We start from the raw sequence: 25,090 nt of genomic DNA, 5'->3' as shown, positions 1-25,090 counted from the left end.
AGGATTGGGCCGGTCGGGCAAGCCGACAGGCGGTCGCAGTTTTCACGTCCTGGAGCGTGGATCCCCGAGGTCGGGGAAGCGGGCGGCGAAGGTGCGGACCAGCGCCGCGTCGAGGTCGGCCATCGTCACCGGCAGCCCGAGGTCCACGAGGCTGGTCACGCCATGCTCGCTGATCCCGCAGGGCACGATCCCGTCGAAATGGCTCAGGTCCGGCTCCACGTTGATCGAGATGCCGTGGAAGCTCACCCAGCGGCGCAGCCGCACGCCGATCGCGGCGATCTTGTCCTCGCGCAGAGAGCCGTCGGGGTTCGGGGCCTTGTCCGGCCGCGGGATCCAGATGCCCACCCGTCCCTCGCGCCGCTCGCCCCTGAGGCCGAACTCGGTCAGCGAGTCGATCACCCAGCCCTCGAGATCGGCCACGAAGCGCCGGACGTCCCGGCCGCGGCGATTCAGGTCCAGCATCACGTAGGCGACGCGCTGGCCCGGTCCGTGATAGGTGTACTGCCCGCCGCGCCGCGCCTCGTGGACCGGGAATCGGCCGGGGTCCTTGAGGTCGTGTGGCTTGGCCGAGGTGCCGGCCGTGTAGAGGGGCGGGTGCTCGAGCAGCCAGATCGCCTCGGGCGCGGTCCCCGCGGCGATGGCCTCGACCCGCGATTCCATGAAGGCCAGAGCCTCGGGGTAGGGGACGAGCCCCTCGCTGTGATGCCATTCCACCATGCCAATCAGATGGTCGAGAAGGCGGCGGACGAAAAGACCCGGAAATCTTTTCGGCCCCCCTTGTGGTCCCCCGAGAGCCTCGTCTATACGCCCCCTCGCCAGAACATGCGGTTGTGGCGGAATTGGTAGACGCGCAGCGTTGAGGTCGCTGTGGGGTAACACCCGTGGAGGTTCGAGTCCTCTCAACCGCACCAATCCTCTTTCGGGAGGAGGCGCTGAAAGGCCCGCCCAACAGGCGGGCCTTTTGCTTTGGTCGCCGGTCTGTTGCTTTGCGCCCGTCGCGGGTCAGGACCTTGGGTGCGTCCGGCCAGATGGCGGCATGGGGGAAACCTTGGGCGACATGGACGCGACCGGCTGCTCTGGCCGGACTCCATGCGCAAATGCCCATCAATTGGGCATCCGCCTCCACGCTGGACATTTCTGCGTGTGGTCCGGGCGGGGGGCAGGACCGTTTAGGTTGCCAGACCGGGCCCCGTCCGGTTAAGTCGCAACATCTAGAGCGGCACAGGCCGCCAGCAAGAGGGGGTGTGACATTGGTCCAAGCTTCGAGGGACGCGGCGTTCGTCGAGTTCGAGCGCGTGCAAAAGAGCTACGATGGCCAAACCCTCGTCGTGAAGGACCTGAACCTCACCATCCCCAAGGGCGAGTTCCTGACCATGCTGGGGCCGTCGGGCTCCGGCAAGACCACCTGCCTCATGATGCTGGCGGGTTTCGAGACCGCCACCCATGGTGAGATCCGGCTGGCCGGGCGCAACATCAACGACGTCCCGCCCCACAAGCGCGGCATCGGCATGGTGTTCCAGAACTACGCCCTGTTCCCCCACATGAGCGTGGCCGAGAACCTGGCCTTCCCGCTGGAGGTCCGCAAGATGGGCCAGGCCGAGCGCGAGGCCAAGGTCAAGCGCGCCCTGGACATGGTGCAGATGGGCAAGTTCGCCAACCGGCGGCCCGCGCAGCTGTCGGGCGGCCAGCAGCAGCGGATCGCCCTGGCGCGCGCCCTCGTGTTCGAGCCCGAGCTGGTGCTGATGGACGAGCCGCTCGGCGCGCTCGACAAGCAGCTGCGCGAACACATGCAGTTCGAGATCAAGCACATCTCGGACAATCTCGGCATCACGGTGGTCTACGTCACCCACGACCAGACCGAGGCGCTGACCATGTCGGACCGCGTGGCCGTGTTCAACGACGGGCGGATCCAGCAGCTCGCTCCGCCCGACGTGCTCTATGAGGCCCCGCTCAACAGTTTCGTGGCCCAGTTCATCGGCGAGAACAACACCCTGACGGGCGTCGTCACCGCCATCGACCAGGGGCGCTGCGTGGTGCGGCTCGATTCGGGCGACGAGATCGACGCCAAGCCCGTGAACGTGAGCCGTGTGGGCGACCGCACCAAGGTCTCGATCCGGCCCGAGCGGGTCGAATTCAACAAGGCCCGCCTCCGGTCCGACGCGCATACGCTGCGCGCGCGGGTCGAGGAGTTCATCTACATGGGCGACATGTTCCGCACCCGGCTGTCGGTGGCGGGCAACGACGAGTTCATCATCAAGTCCCGGAACGCCCCCGACCAGACCCGGCTCCAGCCCGGCCAGGAGATCGAGATCGGCTGGCTGCCCGAGGACTGCCGCGCGCTCGACGCGGCGTGACGACCAATAAAAGCCAAACAGGGAGAACCGTAATGACGATCACCAAACTGCTGGGCTCGGCGGCGCTTGCCTTGCTGCCCATGGCCGGCGGCGCGCTTGCGCAGGAGGCCGGCACCGAGCTGCCGCCCTGCGACAACTGCTCGGATTCCATGGTCATCATGTCCTGGGGCGGCGCCTACCAGAACTCGCAGCTCAAGGCCTATGTCGAGCCCTACGAGGCCCTGACCGGCATCACCGTGACCTGGGACGAATCCTCGAACGAGGCCATCGCCAAGCTCCGCGCCGCGCAGGAAGCCGGCAACATGCCGTTCGACCTGGTGGACGTGGAAGGCCCCGATTCGCAGCGCGCCTGCGACGAAGGCCTCGCGGTCGAGATCGACGCCGATGAGGCCCTGGCCCCCGGCGACGACGGCTCCAAGCCGTCCGACGACTTCGGCGATTCGCTCATCAACGACTGCTACATCCCGCAGATCTACTTCTCGACCACCTTCGGCTACCGCACCGACGTGGCCGAATGGAACGGCCAGACCCCGGACGACATCTGCGACATCTTCGACACCGAGACCTTCCCGGGCAAGCGCTCGCTCCAGTCCTCGCCCAAGAAGAACCTGGAATGGGCGCTGATCTGCGACGGCGTTCCGGCCGAGGACGTGTACGACGTCCTGGATGAGGATGGCGGCGTCGAGCGCGCGCTGGCCAAGCTCGACACCATTAAGGGCGACGTGATCTGGTGGACCGCCGGCGCCGAGACGCCCCAGCTGCTCGCCGACAAGGAAGTCGTGATGGGCTCGACCTACAACGGCCGCCTGTTCTCGGTCATCGCCGAGCAGAAGCAGCCGGTCGCCATGCTCTGGGACTACCAGAACTTCGACTTCGACGGCTGGATCGTGCCCGCCGGGCTCGACGAGGCCCGCATGAACCGCACGATGCATTTCCTGCGCTTCGCGACCGACACCCAGCGCCTTGCCGATCAGGCCAAGTACATCGCCTATGGCCCGGCCCGGGCCTCGTCGCAGCCGCTCGTCTCGACCCATGCCGACCTGGGCATCGAGATGGCGCCCTACATGCCGACGAACCCCGAGAACATGAAGAACTACCTCGTCAACAACATCGAATGGTGGGCCGACCATCAGGACGAGGTCGAGGCGACCTTCCAGAACTGGCTGGCCCAGTAAGCACGGCGGGCGGGGCCTTCCGGGGCCCCGCCGACCTTCCAAGGAGGTGACGGCATGGCCGACGCGACGATCACGGGCGGACTGCCCACGGGGCGCGAGGCGCGGCCCGCTTCTCCCGAGCCGATGCTGGCCGCCGATGGGACGCTCCTGCGGGCCAGCCTCGCGCGGTCGCTCCGGCGCCAGAAGGCGAGGGCGCTGCTGCTCATTGCGCCCCTCCTGCTGTTCATCCTCGTGACCTTCGTCCTGCCGATCGGGGACATGCTGTTCCGTTCGGTCGAGAACGCCATCGTCCCGGAAACCCTGCCGCGCACCGTTGCGGCCCTGCGCGACGACCCGGCCGAAGTGCCGGGCGAGGCGGTCTTCGACGCGCTCTACACCGACCTCGTGGTCGCCGAGGAATACAAGATCCACACCCAGCTCGGCACGCGGCTGAACTACGAGTTCGGCGGCGCGTCCTCTCTCTTCCGGGGGGCTGGGCGCCATGTCGGCAAGTTCGACACCGACGTCTATGCCGACCAGTTCGGCGACGCCAATCCGGCCTTCGCGGATCCGGGCCGCTGGGCCGCCTGGATGGCCGACGACGCAGTGCGCGCCGCGCTGCCCCAGACGACCGATGCCTATGACGCCTGGGCCAAGTTCACGGTGGACGTCCACGGCGACGATCCGGCCGAGGAGGACCTGGGCGACTTTGTCTATGCGGCGCTCTACCGCGATCTTGCCGCCGGGGCGCAGCCGCCGGGCCTGCCCTCCGTCGACGTGTCCGGCTTCGAAGCCGTCTCGCTCAAGCAGCAGTTTGTGGACGACGACGAGGGATGGGGCGAGCCCGAGATCTGGACCACGCTCCGCACCTTCTCGCCCCGCTTCACGGCCGGCTATTACCTGAACGCCGTCGACCTGAAGATCGGCCCGCAGGGGATCGAGTTGCGCGAAGGCTCCGACCGCATCTACATCCAGCTCTTCATCCGGACGCTGATCCTGTCGGTCACCATCACGGCCACCTGCATCCTGCTCGGCTATCCCGTGGCCTTCCTCCTGGCGAGCCTGCCGATGCGTTCGGCGAACCTGCTGATGATCCTTGTCCTGCTGCCGTTCTGGACCTCCCTCCTCGTGCGGACGAGCGCGTGGAAGGTGCTGCTCCAGCAGCAGGGCGTCATCAACGACCTCCTGGTCTGGGCGGGCGTGCTGTCGGACAGCGGGCGGCTGGTGATGATCAACAACCAGACCGGGACGATCATCGCGATGACGCACATCCTGCTCCCGTTCATGATCCTGCCGCTCTATTCCGTGATGAAGGGGATCCCGCCCTCCTATGTCCGCGCCGCCAAGTCGCTGGGCGCGAACGACTGGACGGCCTTCTGGCGGGTGTACTTCCCGCAGTCGGTCCCGGGGATCGGCGCGGGGTCGATCCTCGTCTTCATCCTGGCCATCGGCTACTACATCACGCCCGAGCTGGTCGGTGGGACCAAGGGCGTCTTCATCTCGAACCGCATCGCCTACCACATCTCGGATTCGCTCAACTGGGGCCTTGCCGCTGCGCTGGGGACCATCCTGCTCGCGGTGGTGCTGCTGCTGTACTGGGCCTACGACCGGCTGGTCGGCATCGACAACGTCAAGCTGGGGGGCTGAGACATGGCGCTTCCGACCTATGCCTCGACCGGTCAGCGCGTCTGGCACTACACCTTCCGCACCATCTGCGGCCTGATCCTCTTCTATCTGATCGCGCCGCTGCTGGTCGTCATCCCGCTCAGCTTCAACGCCCAGGACTTCTTCACCTTCACCCCCGAGATGCTGCGGCTCGACCCGGCGGGCTACTCGCTGCAGCATTACCGCGACTTCTTCACGAACCCGGACTGGCAGGGCCCGCTGTGGAACTCGCTGGCCATCGCGCCGGTGGCGACGCTGATCGCCGTCGCGCTGGGCACGCTGGCCGCGGTCGGGCTGTCGCAGGGCCACGTCCCCTTCAAGCGGGCGATCATGGCCATCCTGATCTCGCCCATGATCGTGCCGCTCATCATCTCGGCGGCGGGGATGTACTTCTTCTATTCGCGCATCGGGTTGCAGGGGACCTACTGGGGCGTGGTGCTGGCGCATGCGGCGCTGGGCATCCCCTTCGTGATCATCACGGTGACGGCGACGCTGGTGGGCTTCGACAAGTCGCTGACCCGGGCGGCGGCGTCCCTGGGCGCCGGACCCATGCGGACCTTCTGGAAGGTGCAGATGCCGCTGATCCTGCCGGGGGTGGTGTCGGGGGCGCTGTTCGCCTTCATCACCTCCTTCGATGAGGTGGTGGTGGTGCTCTTCATGGGGGCGGCGGGGCAGAAGACGCTGCCCTGGCAGATGTTCACCGGCCTGCGCGAGCAGATCTCGCCCACCATCCTGGCGGCAGCGACCGTGCTGATCGCGGTGTCGGTGCTGCTGCTCGGGACGCTCGAGCTGCTGCGCCGCCGGAGCGAGCGTCTGCGGGGGCTGTCCCCCGCCTAGACCAAGAGCCCGAGCCAGATGGCGGCGGTGACGATGGACAGCGCCGTCCCCAGGAGGACCGAGGAGGCCGCGACCCGCGTGGCGCGGCCGTACATCGCGGCGAACAGGTAGGCGTTCGCGCCCGGGGCCATGGCCGCGGTCACGACAGCGGACCGGAACGCGTCCTCGGGCAGGTCCACGAGGCTGCCCAGCCCCCAGGCGATGGCGGGGTGGAGGATCAGCGACAGCGACAGCGTGAACAGGATCGTGGGCAGGTCCCCCTCGATCCGGTAGCGCGCGATCACGCCCCCCAGGCCGAACAGGGCCGAGGGCAGGGCGGCGCGGACGAGCATGTCGAGCCCGTCATCCACCACGGTCGGGATCGGCAGTCCGGTCAGGTTGACGATCAGCCCCAGCGTGATGCCCACAATCAGAGCGTTCGAGAAGATCGCCCGCAGGACCTTGGCCGGGATGGCGCGTGGCGGCTGGCCGTGCGCCCGCGCGATTTCCATGGCCGTGATCCCCACGGCGTAGCAGAACGGCGAATGGACCGCGATGATGGCGAAGTTCGACCGGATCGAGTCCGGCCCGAAGGCCCGTTCGGTGATGGGCAGGCCCAGCAGCAGCGAGTTGGAGAAGAGCGCGATGAACCCGATCGCGACCGCATCCTCCCAGTCGCGATGGAAGATGTGGCGGGCCCCGAACATCCCGATCAGGAAGCAGGTGAACGACCCGGTGTAGAAGGCCCCGACCAGCCGGAGGTCGAAGTTCTCGCGCAGGTCCAGGGTCGCGATGGCCTGGAACAGCAGCACCGGCACCGCAAACCCCTGCGAGAAGCGCATGAGCCCGTCGATGCCGGCCGGCGAGATCGCCCCCCTCTTGGCGGCGAGGAAGCCCATCCCGATCACGAGAAAGACCGGCAGGATGACGGACAGGAGGATGCTCACGGGGTGAAGTCGATCTCGAGCCCGTCATGCGCCGGGATCACGCCGGGCGGCAGCTCGCGGGAGAGGGTCTCGTAGTCGAGGTCGACATGCATGTTGGTCAGCACGCCCCTCCGGGGCCGGGCCCGCGCGATCCATTCCAGCGCCTGTTCGAGATGCGCGTGGGTCGGGTGCGGCTTGTAGCGCAGCGCGTCCACGACGAAGCAGTCGAGCCCCATGAGGCTGGGCCAGGCGTCCTCGGGGATGGAGGACACGTCCGGGAGGTAGGCCAGGTCCCCGACACGGAAGCCGAGGGCCGGGATGCTGCCATGCTCCACGGTGAAGCCGGTGAAGGTCAGCGGGCCGCCGAGACCGTCGATGGTGACGGGGCCCTGGATCCGCTTGAGGTCGCAGATGGGAGGATAGCCGGAGCCGGGCGGCGTCTCGAAGGCGTAGCCGAAGCGGAGCATCAGCTCGCGCGCGGTGGGCTCGTCCGCCCAGACCGGCAGGCGCGCGCGCATGTTGAACACCACCATGCGGAGGTCGTCGATGCCATGCACGTGGTCCGCATGCGGATGCGTGTAGAGCACCGCGTCCAGCACGCCCACCTGGGCGTCGAGGAGCTGCGTCCGAAGGTCGGGCGAGGTGTCGATCAGGACCCGCGTGACACCGTTCGGCCCCCTGCGCGTGGCCAGGGCGGAGCAGCGGCGGCGGGCGTTCCGCGGGTCCGTGGGGTCGCAGTCGCCCCAGTCGCCGCCCACGCGGGGAACGCCGCCCGACGACCCGCAACCCAGGATGCGGAAGGTGCCGCTCACGCCGCCGCCCGGGCCCGGGCCGCCTTGGTGAACAGGCGGTCGAAGTTGCGCGAGGTCGCCTGCGCGAACTCTTCGGGCGTCATGTCCCAAAGATGCGCGACGGCGCGGGCGGTGTGGGCGACGTAGGCGGGCTCGTTCCGTTTGCCCCGATGCGGCGGCGGGGCCAGATAAGGGCTGTCGGTTTCGACGAGGACGCGGTCGACCGGGGCGTGGCGGAAGATGTCCCGCAGCTCCCCGCTTTTCGGGAAGGCGGCGATGCCCGACACCGAAAGGTAGAACCCCAGGTCCAGCGCGGCCCGGGCCAGCCCCTCGCCGGAGGAGAAGCAGTGCATGACGCAGGCGTAGGGCTTGATCAGGTAGCCGTCGGACAGAAGGCGGGCCATGTCCTCGTCGGCGTCGCGCGCATGGATGATGAGCGGCAGGCCCGTTTCCTGCGCCGCCTCGATATGGATGCGGAGCGAGGTCTTCTGAACCTCCGCGCTGTCGGCCGAGTAGTGGTAGTCCAGCCCCGTCTCGCCGATGCCCACCATCAGGGGATGGGCCGCGATCCGGACGAGGTCGTCCACCGTGGCCATGGGCTCTTCGGCGGCGCTCATCGGGTGGGTGCCGGCGGCGTAGAAGACGCCGTCATGCGCCTCGGCGAGGGCGCGGACGCGCGGCTCCTGGCGGAGACGGGTGCAGATGGTGACCATCCGTTCGACCCCGGCAGCGCGGGCGCGGGCCATGACGCCAGGCAGGTCATCCACCAGGTCCGCAAAGTCGAGGTGGCAGTGGCTGTCCACGAGGCCGGGGAGGGGGAACGCGTCAGGGCTCATCTCAGGGGGCCGCCTCAGGCTGCGGCGGCCGTGCGCGCCGTCTGTTCGATCTGAAGGAGCATATCGAGCACCAGGGCGGCAGGGTCAAGATTGACGGCCCGTCCCTGGCGCGCGCGGGCCGAGGCCGTCGCCTGACGCTCGGCCCAGGCGCGGGCGGCCCGGTCGTGCGGGGCCATCCGGGCCAGGAGCGTCGCCTCGCCGGGCGCGGCCTCGGGGGGCGGACCCTGGAGCCCGGCGCGGGCCATCCGCGTCAGGAGCAGGTCCAGGAGGTCGACCAGGAGCCCGAAGCGCCCCTCGGCGCGGCCTGCGCAGGACTCGGCCAGCCGGATGGCCCGGGACCGGTCCATGCGGGGGATTCCCGACAAGAGGCCCACGAGGTCCCCGTAAAGCTCGAGCCCCCCGTCGGCCACCAGCCGGACCGCGTTGCCGACCGATCCGCCCGCCAGTTCGGCCAGGGGACCGGGGGCGTCGGTGGCCAGGCCGATCGCCTCCATGGCCCGGCCCAGGTCCTCCGCCCCGAGTGGCGACAGCCGGAGCAGGCGGCAGCGGGACCGGATGGTCGGCAGAAGGCGTGCGGGCTGATGGGCGACGAGGATCAGCGTCGCCCGGGCGGGAGGCTCCTCGAGCAGCTTGAGGATCGCGTTCGCGGCGTTGGGGTTCAGTTCGTCGGCCGGATCCACGATCACGACCCGCCGTCCCCCGTCCGCCGCGGACAGGCCGAAGAAGTCCCGGAGCTTGCGGGCCTCCTCGACCGTGATGACCGATCGAAGGTTGCCCCGGTCGTCGATCCCGCGCCGGAGCACGAACAACCGGGGATGCGCGCCGGCCCGGATCAGGCGGGCGTCGGGATGCTCGGGCGGCAGGCCCAGATGGGCGGGCAGCGGATCGCCCGGCCGCTGCGCCAGCAGCGTTCCGGCCATGCGGTAGGCCAGGGTGGCCTTTCCGATGCCCTCCGGTCCGGTGAAGAGCCAGCCCGAATGCATCTTGCCCGACCCGAGCGCGGCCAGGATGTCGTTCTCGGCTGCGGCATGTCCAAAGACGGCCGTCGCGTCGCGCGGGTGCGGGGCCCCGTCGCGGCGGTCCGGTTCGGGGAGCGGCTCGTCGGAGGCGGGCGCGCGGGCCATCAGGCAGGCATCAGGCGGCTCAGCGCCACGCGGGCCACGTCCTGCGCGATCTCCCCGGCGGGCCGCCCGCCGTCGATCACCGCGATGCGTTCCGGCTCCTGCGCGGCAAGGGCCAGGTAGCCTTGCCGCAGGCGCTGCTGGAACCCCAGGCCGAAGGCCTCGAACCGGTCCTCGGGCAGGGCTTCGGCGGTATCGCCGCCCAGCCGGCGCAGGCTCCGCGCCAGCGCCAGCGCCGGGTCCATGTCGATGAGGACGGTCAGGTCGGGCTCGACCCCGATGACCAGCGCGTGCAACCGGTCGACGACATCCCGCAGGTCGCCCCGCGTCGTGCCCTGGTAGAGCCGGGTCGAATCCGCGAAGCGGTCGGTGATCACGACGGCCCCCCGGGCGAGCGCCGGGCGGATCGTCCGCTCCAGGTGGTCGCGGCGGGCGGCGGTGAACAGCAGGATCTCGGTCTCGGCGGACCAACGCTGCCGGTCCCCGGTCAGCACGAGGCGCCGGATCTCCTCGGCGCCCGGGCTGCCGCCCGGCTCCCGCGTGAGGACGACCTCGCGGCCCAGCGCCCGGAGCCTGTCGGCCAGGAGCCGGGCCTGCGTGGACTTCCCGCTGCCGTCGATCCCTTCGAAGCTGAGGAAGAGGCCGCCGGCCTCATTCGACATCGTCAAGCGCCTCGCCATCCGCGCCCGTGGACGGGGCCATCTGCGGCTCGGAGGCGGCCGGCGCCGCCGCCGTCGTGTCCGTAGCCTCGGCGGGAGCGGTTGCGGGCGCCGCCTCCTGCGTGTCGGCTGGACTGGTCCGGACGGAGGGGAGGGCGCCCAGCATGGCGGGACTCAGTCCCGCCTTGCCCATCAGGACACCCAAAGCCGTCTGCACGCGCGGCATGAACCCGCCCTTGGGGACATCGGCCTCGGCGACGAGGGGCAGGCGCATCTCGGGCAGGCCCGCCCGCTCGAGGACGAGTTCCGCGATCTGCTGGCCCTTGGCGACGGGGGCGGAGATCGGCCCTTCGTAGGACACCGAAGCCTGCACCGCGTCGTCGCCCATGGCGGGCACGAGGACGCTCAGATCCTCGGGCAGCACGAGTCCCACGCGCGGCGTGGCCCCCATCCAGACCTCGGCCTCGGCGATGCGGGTTCCGGCCGAGCCGACGTTCTTGACGGCGAACTGGCGGAAGGCCCAGTTGATGATCCGCTCACCCTCGGTTCGCCGCGCGTCCATGGAGGGCAGCCCGGTGATGACGAAGATCACCCGGCGGTCGCCCTGCTTGGCCGACCCCACAAGCCCGTAGCCCGCCTCTTCGGTATGTCCGGTCTTGAGGCCGTCGGCCCCGATCCCGAGCCCCAGGATCGGGTTCCGGTTCTGCGAGTTCGAGGGCACGCGGCCATCGAACTCGAACTCCTGCTCCGCGAAGATGGGATAGTAGTCCGGGAAGTCCTGGATCAGATGCTCGGCCAGGATGCCAAGATCGTGGGCGGACATGACCTGTCCCTCGGCGGGCCAGCCATTCGAGTTGACGAAATGCGACTGCGCCATGCCGAGTTCGTGCGCCTTTTCGGTCATCAGCCGCGCGAACCCGGCCTCCGTCCCGTCGGGAGAGAGCGCCTCGGCCAGGACCACCGTCGCGTCGTTGCCCGACAGCACGATCACGCCGCGCAGCAGCTGGTGCACCGTCGGCCGGTCCAGGGTGTTGAGGAACATGGATGAGCCGCCGTAGCTCATCGCGTGCTCGGAGACGGGGAGGGTCATGTCCTCGGTCAGCTGCCCGCGCTTGAGGGCGTCGAAGGTCATGTACAGTGTCATGAGCTTGGACATCGATGCCGGGGGGATCGGCTGGTCGGCGTTCTTCTCCAGAAGCACGGTGCCCGTGGTGTCGTCATAGACCCAGGCCGCGCGGGCCGCGGTCTCGAACTCCTGGGCGGCGAGGGGCAGGGCCCCGGCGACGAGCATGGCAAGGGCGGCGATCAGTCGGCTCATCGGGGTCCTCCCGGTCAACGGGCTTCGAGATGGGGGTCGGCAGCCGCCTGGGCTGCCGGTTGAACGGGCATGGCGCGCCTGGCCGGCGCGTCGTCGGGTTCAGGGGCGCCGGGCGTCCCGGCGTCCGATGTGGTGTCCTGCGCCTCGCCGCCGTCCGCGGGGTCAGAGGGGGCATCCGCGCTGTCCCTGCGAAGTGCCGTGACCTCGAGGTTCGCGGGGGCCCCCGGGAGCATCCCCAAGACCGTTGCCGCATCCGACGAGACCTGGAGCGCAGGGCCGGGCAGATCACGCTCCCGGCGGAACAGCGCGCCGATCACGGTCTGGCCGTTGTCGGCGTTGGCGATACGGACCCGCTCGGGCTCGTTCACGTCCGGATGCGCGACCCAGATCCCCCCGAGCGAGGGGCGACCGTCCCATAGGCCGGGCTCGGCCACGTGAAATACCTCCGGAGCCTCATCGTCCTCCGGTCCGATCGGCTCGGCCGAGGACGTGACCTCGGTGCCGTTCGGGCCGGACCCGGCGCCCGGGCTCTCCGCACATGCTGCAAGCCCAAGGGACGCCAGCAGGATGGGCGCAAGGTGCCATCGCTTCGCCCGACTGCCTGCGTTCGGATTGGCCGACATTCTCCGCCCCTCGACTTCGTCCGGCGCCGCCGGTTGGGCCATGAACGGCCGCTGCCTCGATCCATGACATGTGAACGGAGCGGGTCCGCCACGGTCGCGTGCGAGAATAGCCCTGAGGGCACAGGATGGAAAGCCGACGACATCCGGACCCCGGTCCCTCCCGCCATCGTGATACCGCTTCCCAAGGCGGCGAGACCACCGTATCAGGGCGCGATGGAGGAGTGGCAGAGCGGTCGATTGCTGCGGTCTTGAAAACCGCCGGAGGTGCAAGCCTCCCGTGGGTTCGAATCCCACCTCCTCCGCCACCTGCCTTGGCGAAACGTGTCTCCCGGTTCGGCTGCGGCTGGAATTTCTTGCTGTTTTTGGGCGTTATGCGGGTGGGGCTGTTCACCGGCTCCGGCGCCATGAGGGCCGAAAGCTATCTCTCTGAGCCAATTTTCTCCGGACCTGTTGACCGCGCGCAATGCGGTTCAGAGCATGATCTTGTTGAAATCGTGCAGTTCGTTCTGGACATGCACTGGCCACAGTTCGCAGTGCCTTTCGCCAAGCTGATGGAACCGAGATCGAACGATCAGCGAGGCGCCCTATGCCGCCTGTGCGAAGCCACCATTCACGGCCTGCTGCCACACATGTGCGTAGACGCTTGCAGCAAGCGCTTCCTTTTCGTCGGACGTAAAGGGCGGTGACGGTAAGCTCGCGAATACCTCGTCCAAGATGAAGACCTCGATATCAGCCTTGGTCTGCTCCTTCTCCCAGAAGCGATCGAGTTCGGCCAAGCGCGCCTTTATGGAGCCAAAGAGGTCGCGGCTCGCCTGCTTCACGCGCTCACGAGACGTTTTGTCTAGATTATCCTTGAGCAGCAGGTCGAAGAGCGCGAGTTCATCTTCGCCGAGCCCCTCCTTCGTCGCGCGCTTCTGTTCCTCGTCCAGACTGTTGACGAACTCTACCAATCGGCGGAACGTCTCCTCGATGGTGGTTCTGTCTTTCTCCCGATTGTAGTCGGCGATGATCGCCTCATACTTCACCTGATAGTCCATCCTGGCTGGATTGCGCGCCAGCATCTCGGCGAGTTTCTGTTCGACGATGTCGCGGATGTCCTGAAGCGCGGTCGCTTTGCGCCTGACTCCCTTAGGGAATTCATCGCGCAACTTCTCAAGATCGATTTGACTGAGGTCGAAGGTCAACCCTTCGGCTTGGTCGTCTCCTGGCACCTGCGTTCGGATGGCCTCGTTGACGATCCGGTGCAACTCCTTCAACAGCCCAGTCACGTCAGCCGTGTCGCGCCGCTCGGTCAGCTTCTTGTAGATCGCTTCGATGTTGTCGTGTCGTTCGGCGTGTGCCCACGCGCTGGGCTCCATCAGCAGCGCCTTGAAGCGAATGAATACCTGCCGTGCGAGAATCTCGAAGCGCCGCTTGGATTCGTCCGTCGAATAGACCGCTTCTACGGCGTCCTTCAGTCCCTTGATGCGCACAAAGCCCTTCGAGCCGAGCAGCACGGTCGGGTCGAAGCCAAGGCCGCGCAGATGGGCCTCGGTTGCCTCGATAGCTTCGAGAAGGGCCTGCACCCTCTCCTCGATGGGTGCGATGATCTCTTCTCCACCTGTGCCATCATCACCGAGCGCGTACTGGGCGAGCGCGGCTCGTAGGCTGGCGAGCATCCCGTTGTAGTCGACGATCAGGCCGAAGTCCTTGCCAGGATACACCCTGTTTGCCCGCGCGATGGCCTGCATCAGCGTGTGTGCCTTCATCGGCTTGTCGATGTAGAGCGTCGACAAGCATTCCACGTCGAAACCGGTCAACCACATCGCGCAGACGATTGCGACGCGGAACGGGTGCTTGGGGTTCTTGAAGGCTGTCTCGACATCAATCCGTTCGCCATTCCCGGTATCGAAGCCCTGCTTCATCAAGGCGCGGTGCGGGATGATGTCGAACCCCCATTTTTTGAAGTCCGCGACCTCGTTCTGCGCTTCGCTGATGATGATCTCGACGATAGTTTCCTCAAGCCACGTAGCCTGCTCAGCTAACTCTTGCGCCTCCTCCGCGAGGACAGCGCGCAGGGACTCATCAACAGTTGCATCCGCTTCGGTTTGCTTGGCTTCGGCTGCCAACCTGACTTCGGCCGCCTTCGCCCGCCATCGGGGGATAATCATCTGGTGCATTCGGGCGCAGGTAATCTTGTCGATGCACACAAAGAGGCTTTTTCCGGACTCCCACCTCGTCGCGCAGTGCTCCACGAAGTCGGCTGCGATCTTGTCGAGCCGCTCATCGGCGGTGATGACCTCGTAGTCCTTCCCGAGCAGCTTATCGAGAAGCGCCGCCTGATCGGGGTCGAGCTCTGCCTCCTCTATCTTCTCAGCAATCTGTTCGTTCAGGTCTGTCTTGGCGACGCCCAGCTTCTCGCCCCGGTTTTCGTAGACCAGCTTGACGGTGGCCCCGTCTTCCTCGGACCGCTTGAAATCGTAGCGCGAGACATATTCGCCGAAGATGCGCTTGGTGATCTCGTCCTGCTTGAACAGCGGCGTGCCAGTGAAGCCAATGAAGGCGGCATTGGGGAGCGACAGACGCATGTTGCGGGCCAGCCGCCCCGCCTGGGTGCGGTGCGCCTCGTCCGAGATCACGATGATGTCGTCACGCTGGCTGTAGGGCTTCTTCGGGTCGACATCCTTGTTGAACTTGTGGATCAGGCTAAAGACATATTGGTTATTGTCCTTTAGGATCCGTTCGAGATCATCGCCGGACGTGGCGCGCGGAGTCTCGTTTCCGGCAACGCCGCAGCCCACGAAGGTCTTGTAGATCTGGCTGTCCAGATCGTTTCGATCGGTCATCAGCAGGAAGGTAAAATTGCCCGGCACCTTGCGCCGCACCTTTTCGGCGAAGAAGGCCATGGAATAGGATTTTCCGCTGCCCTGCGTATGCCAGAACACGCCCAGCCGGCCTAAATCGGGGTGCGCCCGCTCGATGATCTCGACGGGACCCTCGGGGACGAAGGACGGCAGCGCTGTCTCCGCCGAGACAAGGGCTTGGTCGCCCCTGCTGCGCTTCGCCGGTGCCTTGGGCTCCAGCGGCAACTCCACCACGCGGTGCCGTAGACGCTCTCCGGCCGGGATACTTGCCTTTATTGCTTCTTGCCGTGCGACTGATGTTACCGCGCGGTTCACGCCCAGGACCTGGTGGTTTCTCGCTACCACCTTGCGCACGGCTCCCGCCTTGCTCTCGTCGAACAGGAGAAAGTTCTCGACGAGATCGAGCAGCCGGTCATGCGCCAGCATGCCGTTGAGAAGTCGCTCGGCATCAACGCTGCCCTCGTCCCCCTCATCCAGCCGCTTCCATTCGTAGAAATGCTCCCATTCACTCGTAATCGAACCATAGCGGGCGCTGTCACCGTTTGAGACGATCAGGAAGGCGTTGTGATGAAACGCATGCGCGATGACATTCTCGTCCACGTAGTCGCGCAGGTTGCCCTCGAATCCAGCCCGGATATTCTTATAGACGGCCTTCAACTCGATGAAGACCATCGGCAGGCCATTCACGAAGCAGACCAGATCGGCGCGGCGGTTGTAGTTGGGTGTCCGGATTCCAGTCAGCTTCAACTCGCGCACAGCAAGGAAGCGATTGGCGCCGGGGGCGTTGTCGAAGTCGATCACGCGGGCGCGTGCGGATTTCTGTCGGCCCTGGGCGTCGCGATAGGTGACGGGCACGCCGCCGCGGATCAGGCGGTGGAAGTCCCGGTTGTGCTGCACCATCGACCGGCTGACGTCATATACAGTCAGCGCGCGGACGGCTTCCTCAATTGCCTTCTCGGGTAGGTCGGGGTTAAGGCGGGCGAGAGCGGCGCTTAGGTCACGGGTCAGCACAGTGTCCTTGGTGTCCTTGCGGCCCAGCGTGCCATCCGGGCCGAAGGTTTCCTGGTTCCAGGCATACACGCTCTCCCAGCCCAGCATCTGTTCTAAGTGGGCGGCGAAGGTCTTCTGGACCAGCCTGTCCTCGCTGTTGATACTCGTTACTGCCATGCAACTAACTCATCCGTCATTTCGCTCTTTGAGAAATCTCCCCACGCCGTCCAGCACCTCGTCAATTGTGGCTAGACAGCGAGTGATGAACTTCTCGCTCATATAGAAGATCCACGGATCGTCGCCCGATGTGGATTGCTCAAACCAGTCTTTGGGCCAATGCTGGTTTGCGCTACGGTTCTGGAATCTCTGGCGCGTTTCAAGCGGCCATTCGAACCCATTGTGGAACATGTTATTGCGATACGCGAATAGCGCTTTGAGAGTCTTATCCAAATCCTGAGGCAGATAGGTGAGGAGCCCGACTTCCGTTGCGAGTTCCATGATGCCGACTACCAGATCGTCCCCCATGCGCTTGTCTCTTATGACAACCTGCGGATTCCAGTAGATTTCTTGGAATGCCTTCGCTCGCTTTCCCGAGCCGAGGTCACTCCCCACTTTCTTACCAATGGCATCAAAGAGGGCAACGAATAAAGACTCAAAATACGGTGCTAGCATACCCACTGCGGCCATAGAGTGTGCCGCGTCGGAATAGACACTGTCATGGAACATGTCAGTGAGGTAGTCGTCCAAGTGGTCCCGGTTGCGATGATCTTCGGGGGCAAGCAGGTTGATTTGCTCGCGCATGTGCTGGATGTTGTCCGACGCGCGTTGCTCAGCCTCCTTGTTGCGTTCCAAGGCACCCTTGATCGCGAAGAGTTGCGCCTCGAAGTCTCGATGGTTCTCTATGAATCCAAGCGCTCGATCCCTATGACTTAGGCGGAAATTCTCAAAGCCAGCGCCTGCGAGATCACCCCAGTCGTCGGTCACACCGCGATCTCCCCGTTCATCAGACGCGGTAGCAGGAGGTCGCGGGCTTCAGCCAACTTCCGGTTCTGTTGATCCACAATCGTGATGAGTCGGAAGCTCGGCTCGGTCGCCTCATGGAAGAAATCGAGAAGCGACTTCGGGGGCAAAACCAGTTCTGCACGTTCGAAGTCGTCGGGGCGCACCGCCGGATAGCCCGCGCCGGTGGCATGGTTGATGAGATGGCCTACAAAACCGTCCGTCGTGACGAACATGTAGAGCCAGGTGAACGGGACGGACGAGGCCGATAGCACCGTGAACCCTGTCGAGACAACATCGAGATCATCGGGATTGAGGATAAGAGCATATGCCCGCAAGTTCGGCCTCACGTTCGACCAAATCACGTCGCCGTCCCGAACCTTTCGACGCGCGCGGCCTGGTGCGTCAGCCGCTGGCATACGGGCTTTCGAGACGACGCGGCCCTGCGCTACGGACGAAATGTCGATATAGTCGATCTCATCGGGTAGTTCCTTTGTGCGATAGCTTTCGCAGTTAGTCTCCATGACTTCGCCCAGCTTTCGCCGCTCCCACCCCTCGGGGAGGCCGTCGGTAAAGGGAACGTGTTCGTGGCCGGGGAAGCGGAAGTGGACGAACCACTCGCGGTAGAGCAGCCGCGCAGTCTCTTCCAACAGCGCAACCCTCCGCCGGTTGGTCTCGATCAGGTCGTCGTAGGCGGAGAGGATGTCGGCAATCCGTTCCTGCTCTCTAAGCGACGGCAGTCGGATGGGAAAACGAGAGACAATCTCCGCGCTAAGATTCAGCATCGTCGATCCTACGGCGTTCTTCTCAAGCCAGTCAACAGATGCGGGGGTGCCCATGTAGTAGTAGAGGTATTTGGGCCAGATGCGGTTTCCCTTGGTCTCGATCTTCAAGCATCCTGTCCCGCAAAGCCAGCCGGCTTCTTCGGAGCGGATGAAAGCACGTTTCGTAACTTCCCCTCGCCGGGGAAGGACGATCCCATTCTCGGCGATGCGATGCCGGGCTAGGCGATCTGCCGTCGCTTCAGGAACCCGCGCGACCGTCTCTGTTACAACCTCGCCGTTTCGAATATCCTTCGGCATGATCACAGGCACACCATCGTCGGAATACTCGGCCTGCTTCAACTGAGTGCCAAAAGGGCCTGTCTGAAGAATACCCCCATCATCGCGAACTGCATCGCCGAGCGGAGTCAGGGACGGCATCATGCCCCCAACTCCTCAAAGTTCTTGGCAATCCGCCCCGCCAACTCTGCCGCTTCCTCGTTCAGCCCTTTTAGGTCGATATGGATTGACCGTAGCGCCTCCTCGAAGTCAAAACCCTCGTCCACCTCCTCAGGCGCCACGCCGACATAGCGTCCGGGCGTCAGGCTGTAGTTATGGGCGGAGATGTGGGCCCTGCTGACCCGTTTCACCAAGCCTTCGACATCGCGCAGGACGGCATCTGGGAAGCGCTCCTGCAGCCAGTCGGCCTGCTTCACGAAGTACCGCGCAGCCCGCAACGCTTCCACCGCGGCGGCCCGCGCCGCCTCCAACGCCTTGCGCGCGCGCGTCACCTCGGCATTGGGCCAGAGGTCATGGTCGCGGGAGTCCAGTTCCTTGACAGCAGTATCCACAACTCGCCCGGCTAGCTTGGCGGCCAAGTCGATCTGTTTGATCATGTCACGGCAGCGGTCGGACATGGGGTTTAGCCCGGTGCGCGCCGCATGCAGCCCGGCATTGTCTCGCGCGGCGTCGGTCCAAGCCGTTGCCCGCGCTGCCACCGTGGCGCCGAACCCCGCGATATCTTCGCCCAGCGTTGACCGCGCGCGGGTCAGTTCGCCCCAGGTCTCCGCCAGCGGATCCGGATCGCGCTTTTCGGTGACAAAGGGCTGCACCAGATCGACGAGCTTGCCGAGCGTATCGTCATAGTCGGCCAACGGTTCCGCAGCTGCCTCGCCTGCGCTGATGGCCTGCGCAACGTAGCTTTCGACAAGTTGCAGAAAGCGGTCCACTTGGCCCCGATAAAGCCAGACAATGGCGGCGATGTTCTTCTGCTGCTCGGGCGCGAAGTCGTAGATGGCGCGCGACACCTTTCGGTAGATGTTGCGCGCATCCAGCATCAGGACGTGATCGGCGCGTGCCGGGTCACGTTCCTTCGCCCGGTCGAAGAACCACAGCTGGCAGGGCACAGTGCGCGTGTAGAAGAAGTTGCCACGGATATCGATCATCACGTCGACGGCGCCGGTTTCGACCAGCTTCTGGCGCACGACGGCTTCGTCCCGCCCGGCGCTGGATGCCTGGCTGGACATGACGACACCGGCGCGACCGTTCTCGTTCAGGTAGCTGTAGAAGTAGGACATCCACAGGTAGTTGGCGTTCGAGACCTTCTTGGCCTTGTTCACGCCCGGCAGGCCGAAGGGCAGCCGCTTGTCGCCCTTGATCTTGTCAGCGTCGACCTCGTCCACGTTGAAAGGTGGATTGGCCATCACGAAGTCGCACTTACCAACGAGCTCGTGCGGGTCCTTGTAGTAGGTGATGGCTTCGTTACCGGCCCGGATCGTGCCCTGAAGGCCGTGAACAGCCAGATTGATCTGGGCGAGCTTCGCGGTCGTCTCGTTCTTTTCGTGGCCGTAGAACGTGACGCGCTTCATCGTGTCCTGGCCCGCGTCCTCGATGAAATGGCTGGACTGCACGAACATGCCGCCCGAGCCGCACGCCGGGTCGAATACGATGCCATGATCGGGTTCGATCACGTTGACGATGGTTTGGACGATGGACGGCGGGGTGAAGAATTCACCGCTGTCATGAGCGCCCTGCTTGGAGAACTCGGCAAGGAAGTATTCATAGATGCGGCCGAAGACGTCGCCCGAAGCGCTGCGCAGGGCTTCGGTGTCGAACTTGCGCATCATGCTTTCAAGCAGGTCGTCGTCGAAGCGCTCGTAGTCCTTGGGTAGTTGGCCTGCAAGCGGAGGGAAATGCTCTTCTACCTCCTCCATGGCGGCGGTAAGCGCCTCACCAAGCCGACCACCCTTGGGCATATCGAGGATCATATCATAACGGGCTGCCTCAGGCAGCAGCATTGCTCGGCGGCGGCGGAAGTCTGCGTCGACCAGCGGACGATCCGGCATCTTTCCGGCGGCTTTGTCGGCCTCGATCGCGGCGAGTGCTGCGTAGTAGCGGTTCGTGGCCTGCCGCAGGAAAAGGAGCCCCATGATGGGCATGAAGTACTCGTTCGACGCGAGACCAGAGTTGGCCCGCAGGTCATCGGCCATCTTCCAGAGGTCTGCGCCGAACTGTTCGATCCCGGTCAGGTGGTCTGCGATCATTTGAGGGTGTTCTTTGCTGTCATGTTCTGTCGATTTTGGTATCGCGGTTATCCAGCCTACGAGCGTAGATATCTCTGACTCATCTAGGAGATCGGCTCACAGCAGAATCGCGGATGATGTGCTCGGCGGTTTCCATCTAACCTACTCGTCCCTGACAGCGACGGCCCTGCCGAGCGCCCTAGGACTGAGCTGACATCACCGTGCTTTCGGCGAACAGGCTAAGTTGCTGGACCTCAGGGGGCAAGCCGAGTCCCACTACTTCCGCGCGAGTTGATGGCACTGGTGTTGCCCGTCCGCCGTGAATGTCGGGCGAGTCAGCACGTGAGAGACAAACGTCGTCCGAATGCTCCACAAGGGCTACTTGCAGATGCCCACCCACTCCGCGGCCGTGAACTCTGCCAGGCGCTCTGGTGTGAGCCGCACGGCGGCGTTGATGGCGTCGGCGGCCGGCACAACTTCCTCGAAGGCGCGCAGCGAGACTTCACAGTAGACGGGCAGTAGGGCAGGTAGGCCGAACGGGCATACGCCGCCCATTGGGTGACTGGTCGCTGACAGCACTTCTTCTGCTTCCAGCATGCGGGGCTTGGTGCCGAAGCGGTCCTTGAACTTGCGGTTGTCCAGCCGCGCGGTGCCGCTGGCCACCACCAGCATCGTGGTCTCGCCCACGCGCACGCAGATGGTCTTGGCGATCTGGGCCGGTTCAACGTCATGGACGACGGCCGCAAGGGCCACGGCGGCCGAGCTCTCCTCTGTGACGAGAACCTCGATCTCCGGAGCGTGCTCAGCAAAGAACTCGCGGACCGACTGCAGACTCGAGGCTTGGCTCTTTTTCAGTTTCACGTGACCCGGCCTAGGCCTAATGGATGGCAGCGGGGTGGCGCAAGGCGGGGCAGGGGAGGCTAACCTACGTGATGCCGAAGCCATTCAAGCTGCTGGTGCCATTCCGGCGGGAACGCCTCCCGCAGCATCTCCAGCACCAGACCGGGGGGCTGGCGGCCGTCAAGGATCGCCTCGATGATCTCGGGGGCGAGCAGCGTCAGCCGCAGAACCCTTGAGAGGTGAGACGGCGCGATCCGTTCCCGCTGGGCCAGCTCAGCGATGGTGGCGACCTCCCCTGCGTCCAGCATGCGCTTCCAGCGGAACGCCCGGGCCAGTGCCTTGACGAGGGTGTTGTCCAGCCGCGGCCGTGGGGCAGGGGTGTCCTGCGGCAGCACCACCGCCTTGCGCCCGCCGCGCCGGACCAGCCGCAGCGGCACATGCAGGGTGAGGCTGTCGGGCAAGGTGGTCGTGCGCATCAGGCGGCCTGCTCCAGTCCGATGGCCATCTCCTGCACGAGGCCAGTGAGCCCGTCCACGCGCAGGGCGAGGTTCAGCCCCTCGGGAGTGAGGTCGATGCGCTCGACCAGAAGCTGCACGATGCGCGCCTGCTCAGCCGGAAAGAGTTCGTCCCACAGGGGATCGAGTTGGTGGAGCGCCTCGCGGGACTCGGCCTCGGTGATGGCAGCGTCCTCCTTGTGCGCGGCGCGCCAGGTGCCCACCACGATCTCGGGCTGGCGGAACACGGCGCGGAGCTGATCGACAACCGCTGCCTCTATCTCGCCCGCGGGCACCCGGCCCACCGGACACGACCCGGTGCCCTGCTTCAGCACCGTCTGGCTCACGTAGTAGCGGTAGAGCCGCCCGCCCTTGCGCGTGTGACTGGGCGAGAACGCGGCTCTGTCGGGTCCAAAGATCAGGCCCTTCAGAAGCGCCGGGGTCTGCGCCCGTGTCCGGTTGGCGCGCAGCCGGGGGCTGTCCTGCAGGATGGCGTGGACCTTGTCCCAGAGCGCCCGATCAACGATCCCCTCGTGCTCGCCGGGGTAGCTCGTGCCCTTGTAGACGGCCTCGCCCAGGTAGGTTCGGTTGCTGAGAAGGCGGTAGAGCACGCTCTTGGAGATCGGCCCGCCCGACCGGGTGGTGACGCCGCGCGCCCGGAGCTCCCGGGTGAGTACCGTGCCCGAGCCCACCTCCGCGAAGCGCTCGAAGATCCAGCGCACGTGCGGGGCCCGCTCCGGGTCGGCAACAAGCTTGCGGCTCTCCACGCGGTAGCCCAGGGGCGGGACGCCACCCATCCAGATGCCCTTCATGCGGGAGGCGCGCACCTTGTCGCGGATGCGCTCGGCTGTGACCTCCCGCTCGAACTGGGCAAAGCTGAGCAGGATGTTGAGCGTGAGCCGCCCCATGCTGGTCGTGGTGTTGAACGACTGGGTGACAGAGACGAAGGTCACGCCATTGCGGTCGAACACCTCCACGAGCTTGGAGAAGTCCATGAGCGAGCGGCTGAGCCTGTCGATCTTGTAGACCACCACCACGTCCACGAGCCCGTCCTCGATGTCCGAGAGGAGCCGCTGCAGGGCCGGGCGCTCCAGCGTGCCCCCCGAGATGCCGCCGTCGTCGTACTGGTCCCGCACCAGCACCCAGCCCTCCGAGCGCTGGCTCGCGATGTAGGCCTCGCACGCTTCGCGCTGGGCATGGAGGCTGTTGAACTCCTGCTCGAGACCTTCCTCGGACGACTTGCGGGTGTAGACGGCGCAGCGGAGCTTGCGCACGAGCGGCTTGGTGACAGGCGCAGGGCCAGAGGCCGGGGCGGCGTTGGTCTTCGAGGCCGTGCTAGTCCTTGTCGTCCTCATCCCGCCCTCCGGTGGTTCTTGAGCCCGAAGAACACCCAGCCGTTCCAGCGGGTGCCGGTGATGGCGCGGGCGATGGCGGAGAGGGACTGGTAGGACCGGCCCTGCCACTCGAAGCCGTCCGCGAGCACGGTCACGACCTGCTCCACGCCCTGCCACTCGCGGATGAGCCGCGTGCCGGCGATGGGCCGCAGGTCGGCCCGGATGCGGCGGGTCACGACGTTGCCGCCGTCGAGCTGCTCGCCCAGCGCCTCTAACCGCCGCACCGTCTCGGGCTTCAGGCCGCCGTAGGCCAGCTCCTGGATGCGGTAGGCAAGACGGCTCTCGAGGTAGCGGCGGTTGAAGGTCGGCGGCTCGCTCTCGAAGAGCTCGCGCCACTGGCGCTTGAGTTCGGGTGTGGGGGTGGTCCTGAGCGCCGCAAGGCGCGCCGGGATGGGATCGGGCGAGGTGGACGGCGAGGGTGAGATTGTGGTCATGCGACTCTCCGATTGGACGTGGTTGCATGACCGCTCTGGTCGGTGCCTGAGTGAAGCGAACTCTCTCCGGTCAGGTCGGATACTACGCTTGACTGCACGACCCGGAGACGCAGACGCCTGAGCCCCGTGGCCAGGATCGCGCACAGCTCGGTGCGGCGCTCGGCAGGGCTCATGCGTGAGGCAGGGTAGGGGTTCATGAGACGTCCTCCCCCGACGACGCTCTCCGGTCCGGCGCAATGCCCGACCAGCCTCGATCGCGTCCTATCTTCTTGGGGGCGAGGCCGCGTTCCCGGAGCAACTCGCCCAAGGTTTTTGTCGAACCCACTTCGTGCCCGCGAGCCTTCGCCCAGATGGACCAGGAGCCATACAGGTGCTTGGCCGTGGCACTGAGGGGCGGACCGGTGCGGCACTCCTCGGCCACCCACTGTCCAAAGACATCCTCGGCGGCGAAGTAGTCTTCGACCGCAGACGAGACGGCGGGAGGGGGCGCGAGTCCCATCAGTTGCCACTCGGCACAGCCCGCCAGCATCCAGCCCAGGATGCCGTCGCGCTCGGCCCGGAGCTTCTCGGGCAGCTGCCTGTCCCGCTGCTCGGGCGGGATCGTCACGGTGAGGGGCACGAGATGCAGCCTGCGCCGCATCGCCTCGCCAACCCGCGCCAGGCTGGGCCTGTGATTGCCAGCCACCGCCAGCTTGAACTGCGGGCGGAACGGGAAGAAGTCGCGATGCATGAAGCGGGCTTTGATCTCCTCGCCCCCGGTGATCGTCTTGATCCTCGCCTCGGACCAGGCGCGACCCGCCTCGACCTCCGGCACCAGCACGAGGCGCGCGCCTTGCAGCCCTGCCAGATCCGTCGAGTGACGATCCGATTGGGAAGCCATGAAGGTCTCCAAGGGGGCGGTCGCGGCGTAGTCCCCCATCACCGCAGCGATGGTTTGCAGCAGGACGGACTTGCCGTTCGCCCCCGGCCCTTCGAGAAAGACGAAGACCTGCTCTCGCGTGGAGCCGGTGAGGCAATAGCCGAAGAACCGGGCCAGGTAGGCGACAAGTCTGGCGTCACTGCCTGTGATCTGATCCAGAAAGGCCATGAACTTCGGGCAGCCCGTCCCAGGGCTCGCGCCAGTGAGGCGGGTCACCAGCATGCTAGAGTCGTGCGGGCGGATCTCTCCGGTCGCCAGATCGACCAAACCCGCCGGCGTGTTCAACTCCATGGGCGAGGTGTCCCAATCAGACGGGCGCGCGGCCATCGCGGGATCGGCGGTCGCGATGCGCTCGACGGCCCGAATGGTCCTGTCGCTGGCGATCCGTCGGGCCTCACCCGGTTTATCATGGGCCACGGCGGCCGAGCGACACACCTGCCGGATCAACTCACGGACGGCCCCGACCTCGTCTCGGGCCCAATGCGTCCCAGTCCAGAAGCGCCAGCAACCCCAGTCGGCCACATAGCGCCAGGTGGATCCATAAGCCTGCACAAAGGCCGCCGCGAGGGCGTCCTCGCTAAGGGCAGGGGCGAGCGGGTCGGGCCTGGGTGCCACAGCTTCGATCGGCAAG

21 protein-coding genes and 2 tRNA genes are annotated in these 25,090 nt (G+C 66.0%); 6 read left to right on the top strand and 17 right to left on the bottom strand.

Annotated features, from left to right (window positions below):
* Positions 1-42: 42 nt before the first annotated feature.
* Complete coding sequence (gene lipB, locus J3P31_RS03105) at positions 43-717, bottom strand: lipoyl(octanoyl) transferase LipB (protein ID WP_210526947.1); 675 nt, start codon at positions 715-717, stop codon at positions 43-45.
* A gap of 107 nt (positions 718-824) precedes the next feature.
* Here lipB and J3P31_RS03100 point away from each other — a divergent pair.
* The 5 genes from J3P31_RS03100 (at position 825) to J3P31_RS21260 (ending at position 6,010) form a co-directional block, all read left to right on the top strand.
* Positions 825-911, top strand: a tRNA-Leu gene (locus tag J3P31_RS03100).
* A gap of 339 nt (positions 912-1,250) precedes the next feature.
* Positions 1,251-2,354, top strand: a complete 1,104-nt coding sequence (locus tag J3P31_RS03095; RefSeq protein ID WP_246849279.1) for an ABC transporter ATP-binding protein — start codon at positions 1,251-1,253, stop codon at positions 2,352-2,354.
* 32 nt (positions 2,355-2,386) lie between these two features.
* Complete coding sequence (locus J3P31_RS03090; RefSeq protein WP_210526945.1) at positions 2,387-3,529, top strand: extracellular solute-binding protein; 1,143 nt, start codon at positions 2,387-2,389, stop codon at positions 3,527-3,529.
* 54 nt (positions 3,530-3,583) lie between these two features.
* Positions 3,584-5,155 carry an ABC transporter permease gene (locus J3P31_RS21265; RefSeq protein WP_438270263.1) on the top strand — a complete coding sequence of 524 codons (1,572 nt, stop codon included), beginning with the start codon at positions 3,584-3,586 and terminating at the stop codon, positions 5,153-5,155.
* Between the two features lie 3 nt (positions 5,156-5,158).
* Positions 5,159-6,010 (top strand): ABC transporter permease, encoded by an 852-nt coding sequence (locus J3P31_RS21260; protein ID WP_246849248.1) that lies wholly within the window; start codon positions 5,159-5,161, stop codon positions 6,008-6,010.
* Here J3P31_RS21260 and J3P31_RS03080 read toward each other — a convergent pair.
* The 7 genes from J3P31_RS03080 to J3P31_RS03050 are packed head-to-tail and all read right to left on the bottom strand — an operon-like array spanning position 6,007 to position 12,263.
* Positions 6,007-6,936: an AEC family transporter gene (locus J3P31_RS03080; RefSeq protein ID WP_210526944.1), complete on the bottom strand. Its 930-nt coding sequence runs from the start codon at positions 6,934-6,936 to the stop codon at positions 6,007-6,009. The two genes, J3P31_RS21260 and J3P31_RS03080, sit on opposite strands and share 4 nt — an antisense overlap.
* Positions 6,933-7,727, bottom strand: coding sequence for an MBL fold metallo-hydrolase (locus J3P31_RS03075; RefSeq protein WP_210526943.1), 795 nt, complete (start codon positions 7,725-7,727; stop codon positions 6,933-6,935). The genes J3P31_RS03080 and J3P31_RS03075 overlap by 4 nt, the downstream gene beginning before the upstream one ends.
* On the bottom strand, positions 7,724-8,542 hold the full coding sequence (locus J3P31_RS03070; RefSeq protein WP_210526942.1) for a TatD family hydrolase: 819 nt from the start codon (positions 8,540-8,542) through the stop codon (positions 7,724-7,726). Before J3P31_RS03070 ends, J3P31_RS03075 begins: the two co-directional genes overlap by 4 nt.
* Before the next feature lie 14 nt (positions 8,543-8,556).
* A complete protein-coding gene (locus tag J3P31_RS03065) occupies positions 8,557-9,666 on the bottom strand; it encodes a DNA polymerase III subunit delta' (protein ID WP_210526941.1) in 1,110 nt (369 codons plus the stop codon).
* Entirely contained in the window at positions 9,666-10,325 is a 660-nt protein-coding gene (tmk, locus tag J3P31_RS03060; RefSeq protein WP_210526940.1) for a dTMP kinase, read from the bottom strand. The genes J3P31_RS03065 and tmk overlap by 1 nt, the downstream gene beginning before the upstream one ends.
* On the bottom strand, positions 10,315-11,640 hold the full coding sequence (locus tag J3P31_RS03055; RefSeq protein ID WP_210526939.1) for a D-alanyl-D-alanine carboxypeptidase family protein: 1,326 nt from the start codon (positions 11,638-11,640) through the stop codon (positions 10,315-10,317). The genes tmk and J3P31_RS03055 overlap by 11 nt, the downstream gene beginning before the upstream one ends.
* A 14-nt stretch (positions 11,641-11,654) precedes the next feature.
* A complete protein-coding gene (locus tag J3P31_RS03050) occupies positions 11,655-12,263 on the bottom strand; it encodes a hypothetical protein (protein ID WP_210526938.1) in 609 nt (202 codons plus the stop codon).
* Between the two features lie 215 nt (positions 12,264-12,478).
* Here J3P31_RS03050 and J3P31_RS03045 point away from each other — a divergent pair.
* A tRNA-Ser gene (locus J3P31_RS03045) sits at positions 12,479-12,568 on the top strand.
* Between the two features lie 279 nt (positions 12,569-12,847).
* Here the strand turns inward: J3P31_RS03045 and J3P31_RS03040 are convergent.
* The 9 genes from J3P31_RS03040 to J3P31_RS03000 all read right to left on the bottom strand — a co-directional run bounded on the left by J3P31_RS03040 (position 12,848) and on the right by J3P31_RS03000 (position 25,089).
* Entirely contained in the window at positions 12,848-16,273 is a 3,426-nt protein-coding gene (locus J3P31_RS03040; protein ID WP_210526937.1) for a type I restriction endonuclease subunit R, read from the bottom strand.
* 9 nt (positions 16,274-16,282) lie between these two features.
* On the bottom strand, positions 16,283-17,080 hold the full coding sequence (locus tag J3P31_RS03035) for a hypothetical protein (RefSeq protein WP_210526936.1): 798 nt from the start codon (positions 17,078-17,080) through the stop codon (positions 16,283-16,285).
* Positions 17,077-18,300, bottom strand: a complete 1,224-nt coding sequence (locus J3P31_RS03030; protein ID WP_210526935.1) for a restriction endonuclease subunit S — start codon at positions 18,298-18,300, stop codon at positions 17,077-17,079. Before J3P31_RS03030 ends, J3P31_RS03035 begins: the two co-directional genes overlap by 4 nt.
* On the bottom strand, positions 18,297-20,399 hold the full coding sequence (locus J3P31_RS03025; RefSeq protein ID WP_210526934.1) for a class I SAM-dependent DNA methyltransferase: 2,103 nt from the start codon (positions 20,397-20,399) through the stop codon (positions 18,297-18,299). Before J3P31_RS03025 ends, J3P31_RS03030 begins: the two co-directional genes overlap by 4 nt.
* Positions 20,400-20,756: 357 nt before the next feature.
* Positions 20,757-21,239: a YbaK/EbsC family protein gene (locus J3P31_RS03020; RefSeq protein WP_368373006.1), complete on the bottom strand. Its 483-nt coding sequence runs from the start codon at positions 21,237-21,239 to the stop codon at positions 20,757-20,759.
* A 59-nt stretch (positions 21,240-21,298) separates the two neighbouring features.
* Positions 21,299-21,694: a hypothetical protein gene (locus tag J3P31_RS03015; protein ID WP_210526932.1), complete on the bottom strand. Its 396-nt coding sequence runs from the start codon at positions 21,692-21,694 to the stop codon at positions 21,299-21,301.
* Positions 21,694-23,067 (bottom strand): recombinase family protein, encoded by a 1,374-nt coding sequence (locus J3P31_RS03010; protein ID WP_210526931.1) that lies wholly within the window; start codon positions 23,065-23,067, stop codon positions 21,694-21,696. Before J3P31_RS03010 ends, J3P31_RS03015 begins: the two co-directional genes overlap by 1 nt.
* Positions 23,064-23,540, bottom strand: a complete 477-nt coding sequence (locus tag J3P31_RS03005) for a DUF2924 domain-containing protein (RefSeq protein WP_210526930.1) — start codon at positions 23,538-23,540, stop codon at positions 23,064-23,066. The genes J3P31_RS03010 and J3P31_RS03005 overlap by 4 nt, the downstream gene beginning before the upstream one ends.
* Before the next feature lie 193 nt (positions 23,541-23,733).
* A complete protein-coding gene (locus J3P31_RS03000; protein ID WP_210526929.1) occupies positions 23,734-25,089 on the bottom strand; it encodes a phage/plasmid primase, P4 family in 1,356 nt (451 codons plus the stop codon).
* Position 25,090 lies beyond the last annotated feature (1 nt).

The organism is Rubellimicrobium arenae (genome assembly GCF_017916275.1).
Lineage (GTDB): Bacteria > Pseudomonadota > Alphaproteobacteria > Rhodobacterales > Rhodobacteraceae > Rubellimicrobium > Rubellimicrobium arenae.
Note: the sequence above shows the minus strand (reverse complement) of the source record. Positions and strands in the feature narration are given on the sequence as shown.

What these genes read in the sequence shown, in the direction of transcription:
- J3P31_RS03070 (WP_210526942.1), bottom strand. Translation starts at nt 8,542, where the DNA reads ATGAGCCCTGACGCGTTCCCCCTCCCCGGCCTCGTGGACAGCCACTGC.
- J3P31_RS21265 (WP_438270263.1), top strand. Translation starts at nt 3,584, where the DNA reads ATGGCCGACGCGACGATCACGGGCGGACTGCCCACGGGGCGCGAGGCG.
- lipB (WP_210526947.1), bottom strand. Translation starts at nt 717, where the DNA reads ATGGTGGAATGGCATCACAGCGAGGGGCTCGTCCCCTACCCCGAGGCT.
- J3P31_RS03050 (WP_210526938.1), bottom strand. Translation starts at nt 12,263, where the DNA reads ATGTCGGCCAATCCGAACGCAGGCAGTCGGGCGAAGCGATGGCACCTT.
- J3P31_RS03065 (WP_210526941.1), bottom strand. Translation starts at nt 9,666, where the DNA reads ATGGCCCGCGCGCCCGCCTCCGACGAGCCGCTCCCCGAACCGGACCGC.
- J3P31_RS03090 (WP_210526945.1), top strand. Translation starts at nt 2,387, where the DNA reads ATGACGATCACCAAACTGCTGGGCTCGGCGGCGCTTGCCTTGCTGCCC.
- J3P31_RS03030 (WP_210526935.1), bottom strand. Translation starts at nt 18,300, where the DNA reads ATGATGCCGTCCCTGACTCCGCTCGGCGATGCAGTTCGCGATGATGGG.
- J3P31_RS03010 (WP_210526931.1), bottom strand. Translation starts at nt 23,067, where the DNA reads ATGAGGACGACAAGGACTAGCACGGCCTCGAAGACCAACGCCGCCCCG.
- J3P31_RS03005 (WP_210526930.1), bottom strand. Translation starts at nt 23,540, where the DNA reads ATGACCACAATCTCACCCTCGCCGTCCACCTCGCCCGATCCCATCCCG.
- J3P31_RS03025 (WP_210526934.1), bottom strand. Translation starts at nt 20,399, where the DNA reads ATGATCGCAGACCACCTGACCGGGATCGAACAGTTCGGCGCAGACCTC.
- J3P31_RS03055 (WP_210526939.1), bottom strand. Translation starts at nt 11,640, where the DNA reads ATGAGCCGACTGATCGCCGCCCTTGCCATGCTCGTCGCCGGGGCCCTG.
- J3P31_RS03040 (WP_210526937.1), bottom strand. Translation starts at nt 16,273, where the DNA reads ATGGCAGTAACGAGTATCAACAGCGAGGACAGGCTGGTCCAGAAGACC.
- tmk (WP_210526940.1), bottom strand. Translation starts at nt 10,325, where the DNA reads ATGTCGAATGAGGCCGGCGGCCTCTTCCTCAGCTTCGAAGGGATCGAC.
- J3P31_RS03015 (WP_210526932.1), bottom strand. Translation starts at nt 21,694, where the DNA reads ATGCGCACGACCACCTTGCCCGACAGCCTCACCCTGCATGTGCCGCTG.
- J3P31_RS21260 (WP_246849248.1), top strand. Translation starts at nt 5,159, where the DNA reads ATGGCGCTTCCGACCTATGCCTCGACCGGTCAGCGCGTCTGGCACTAC.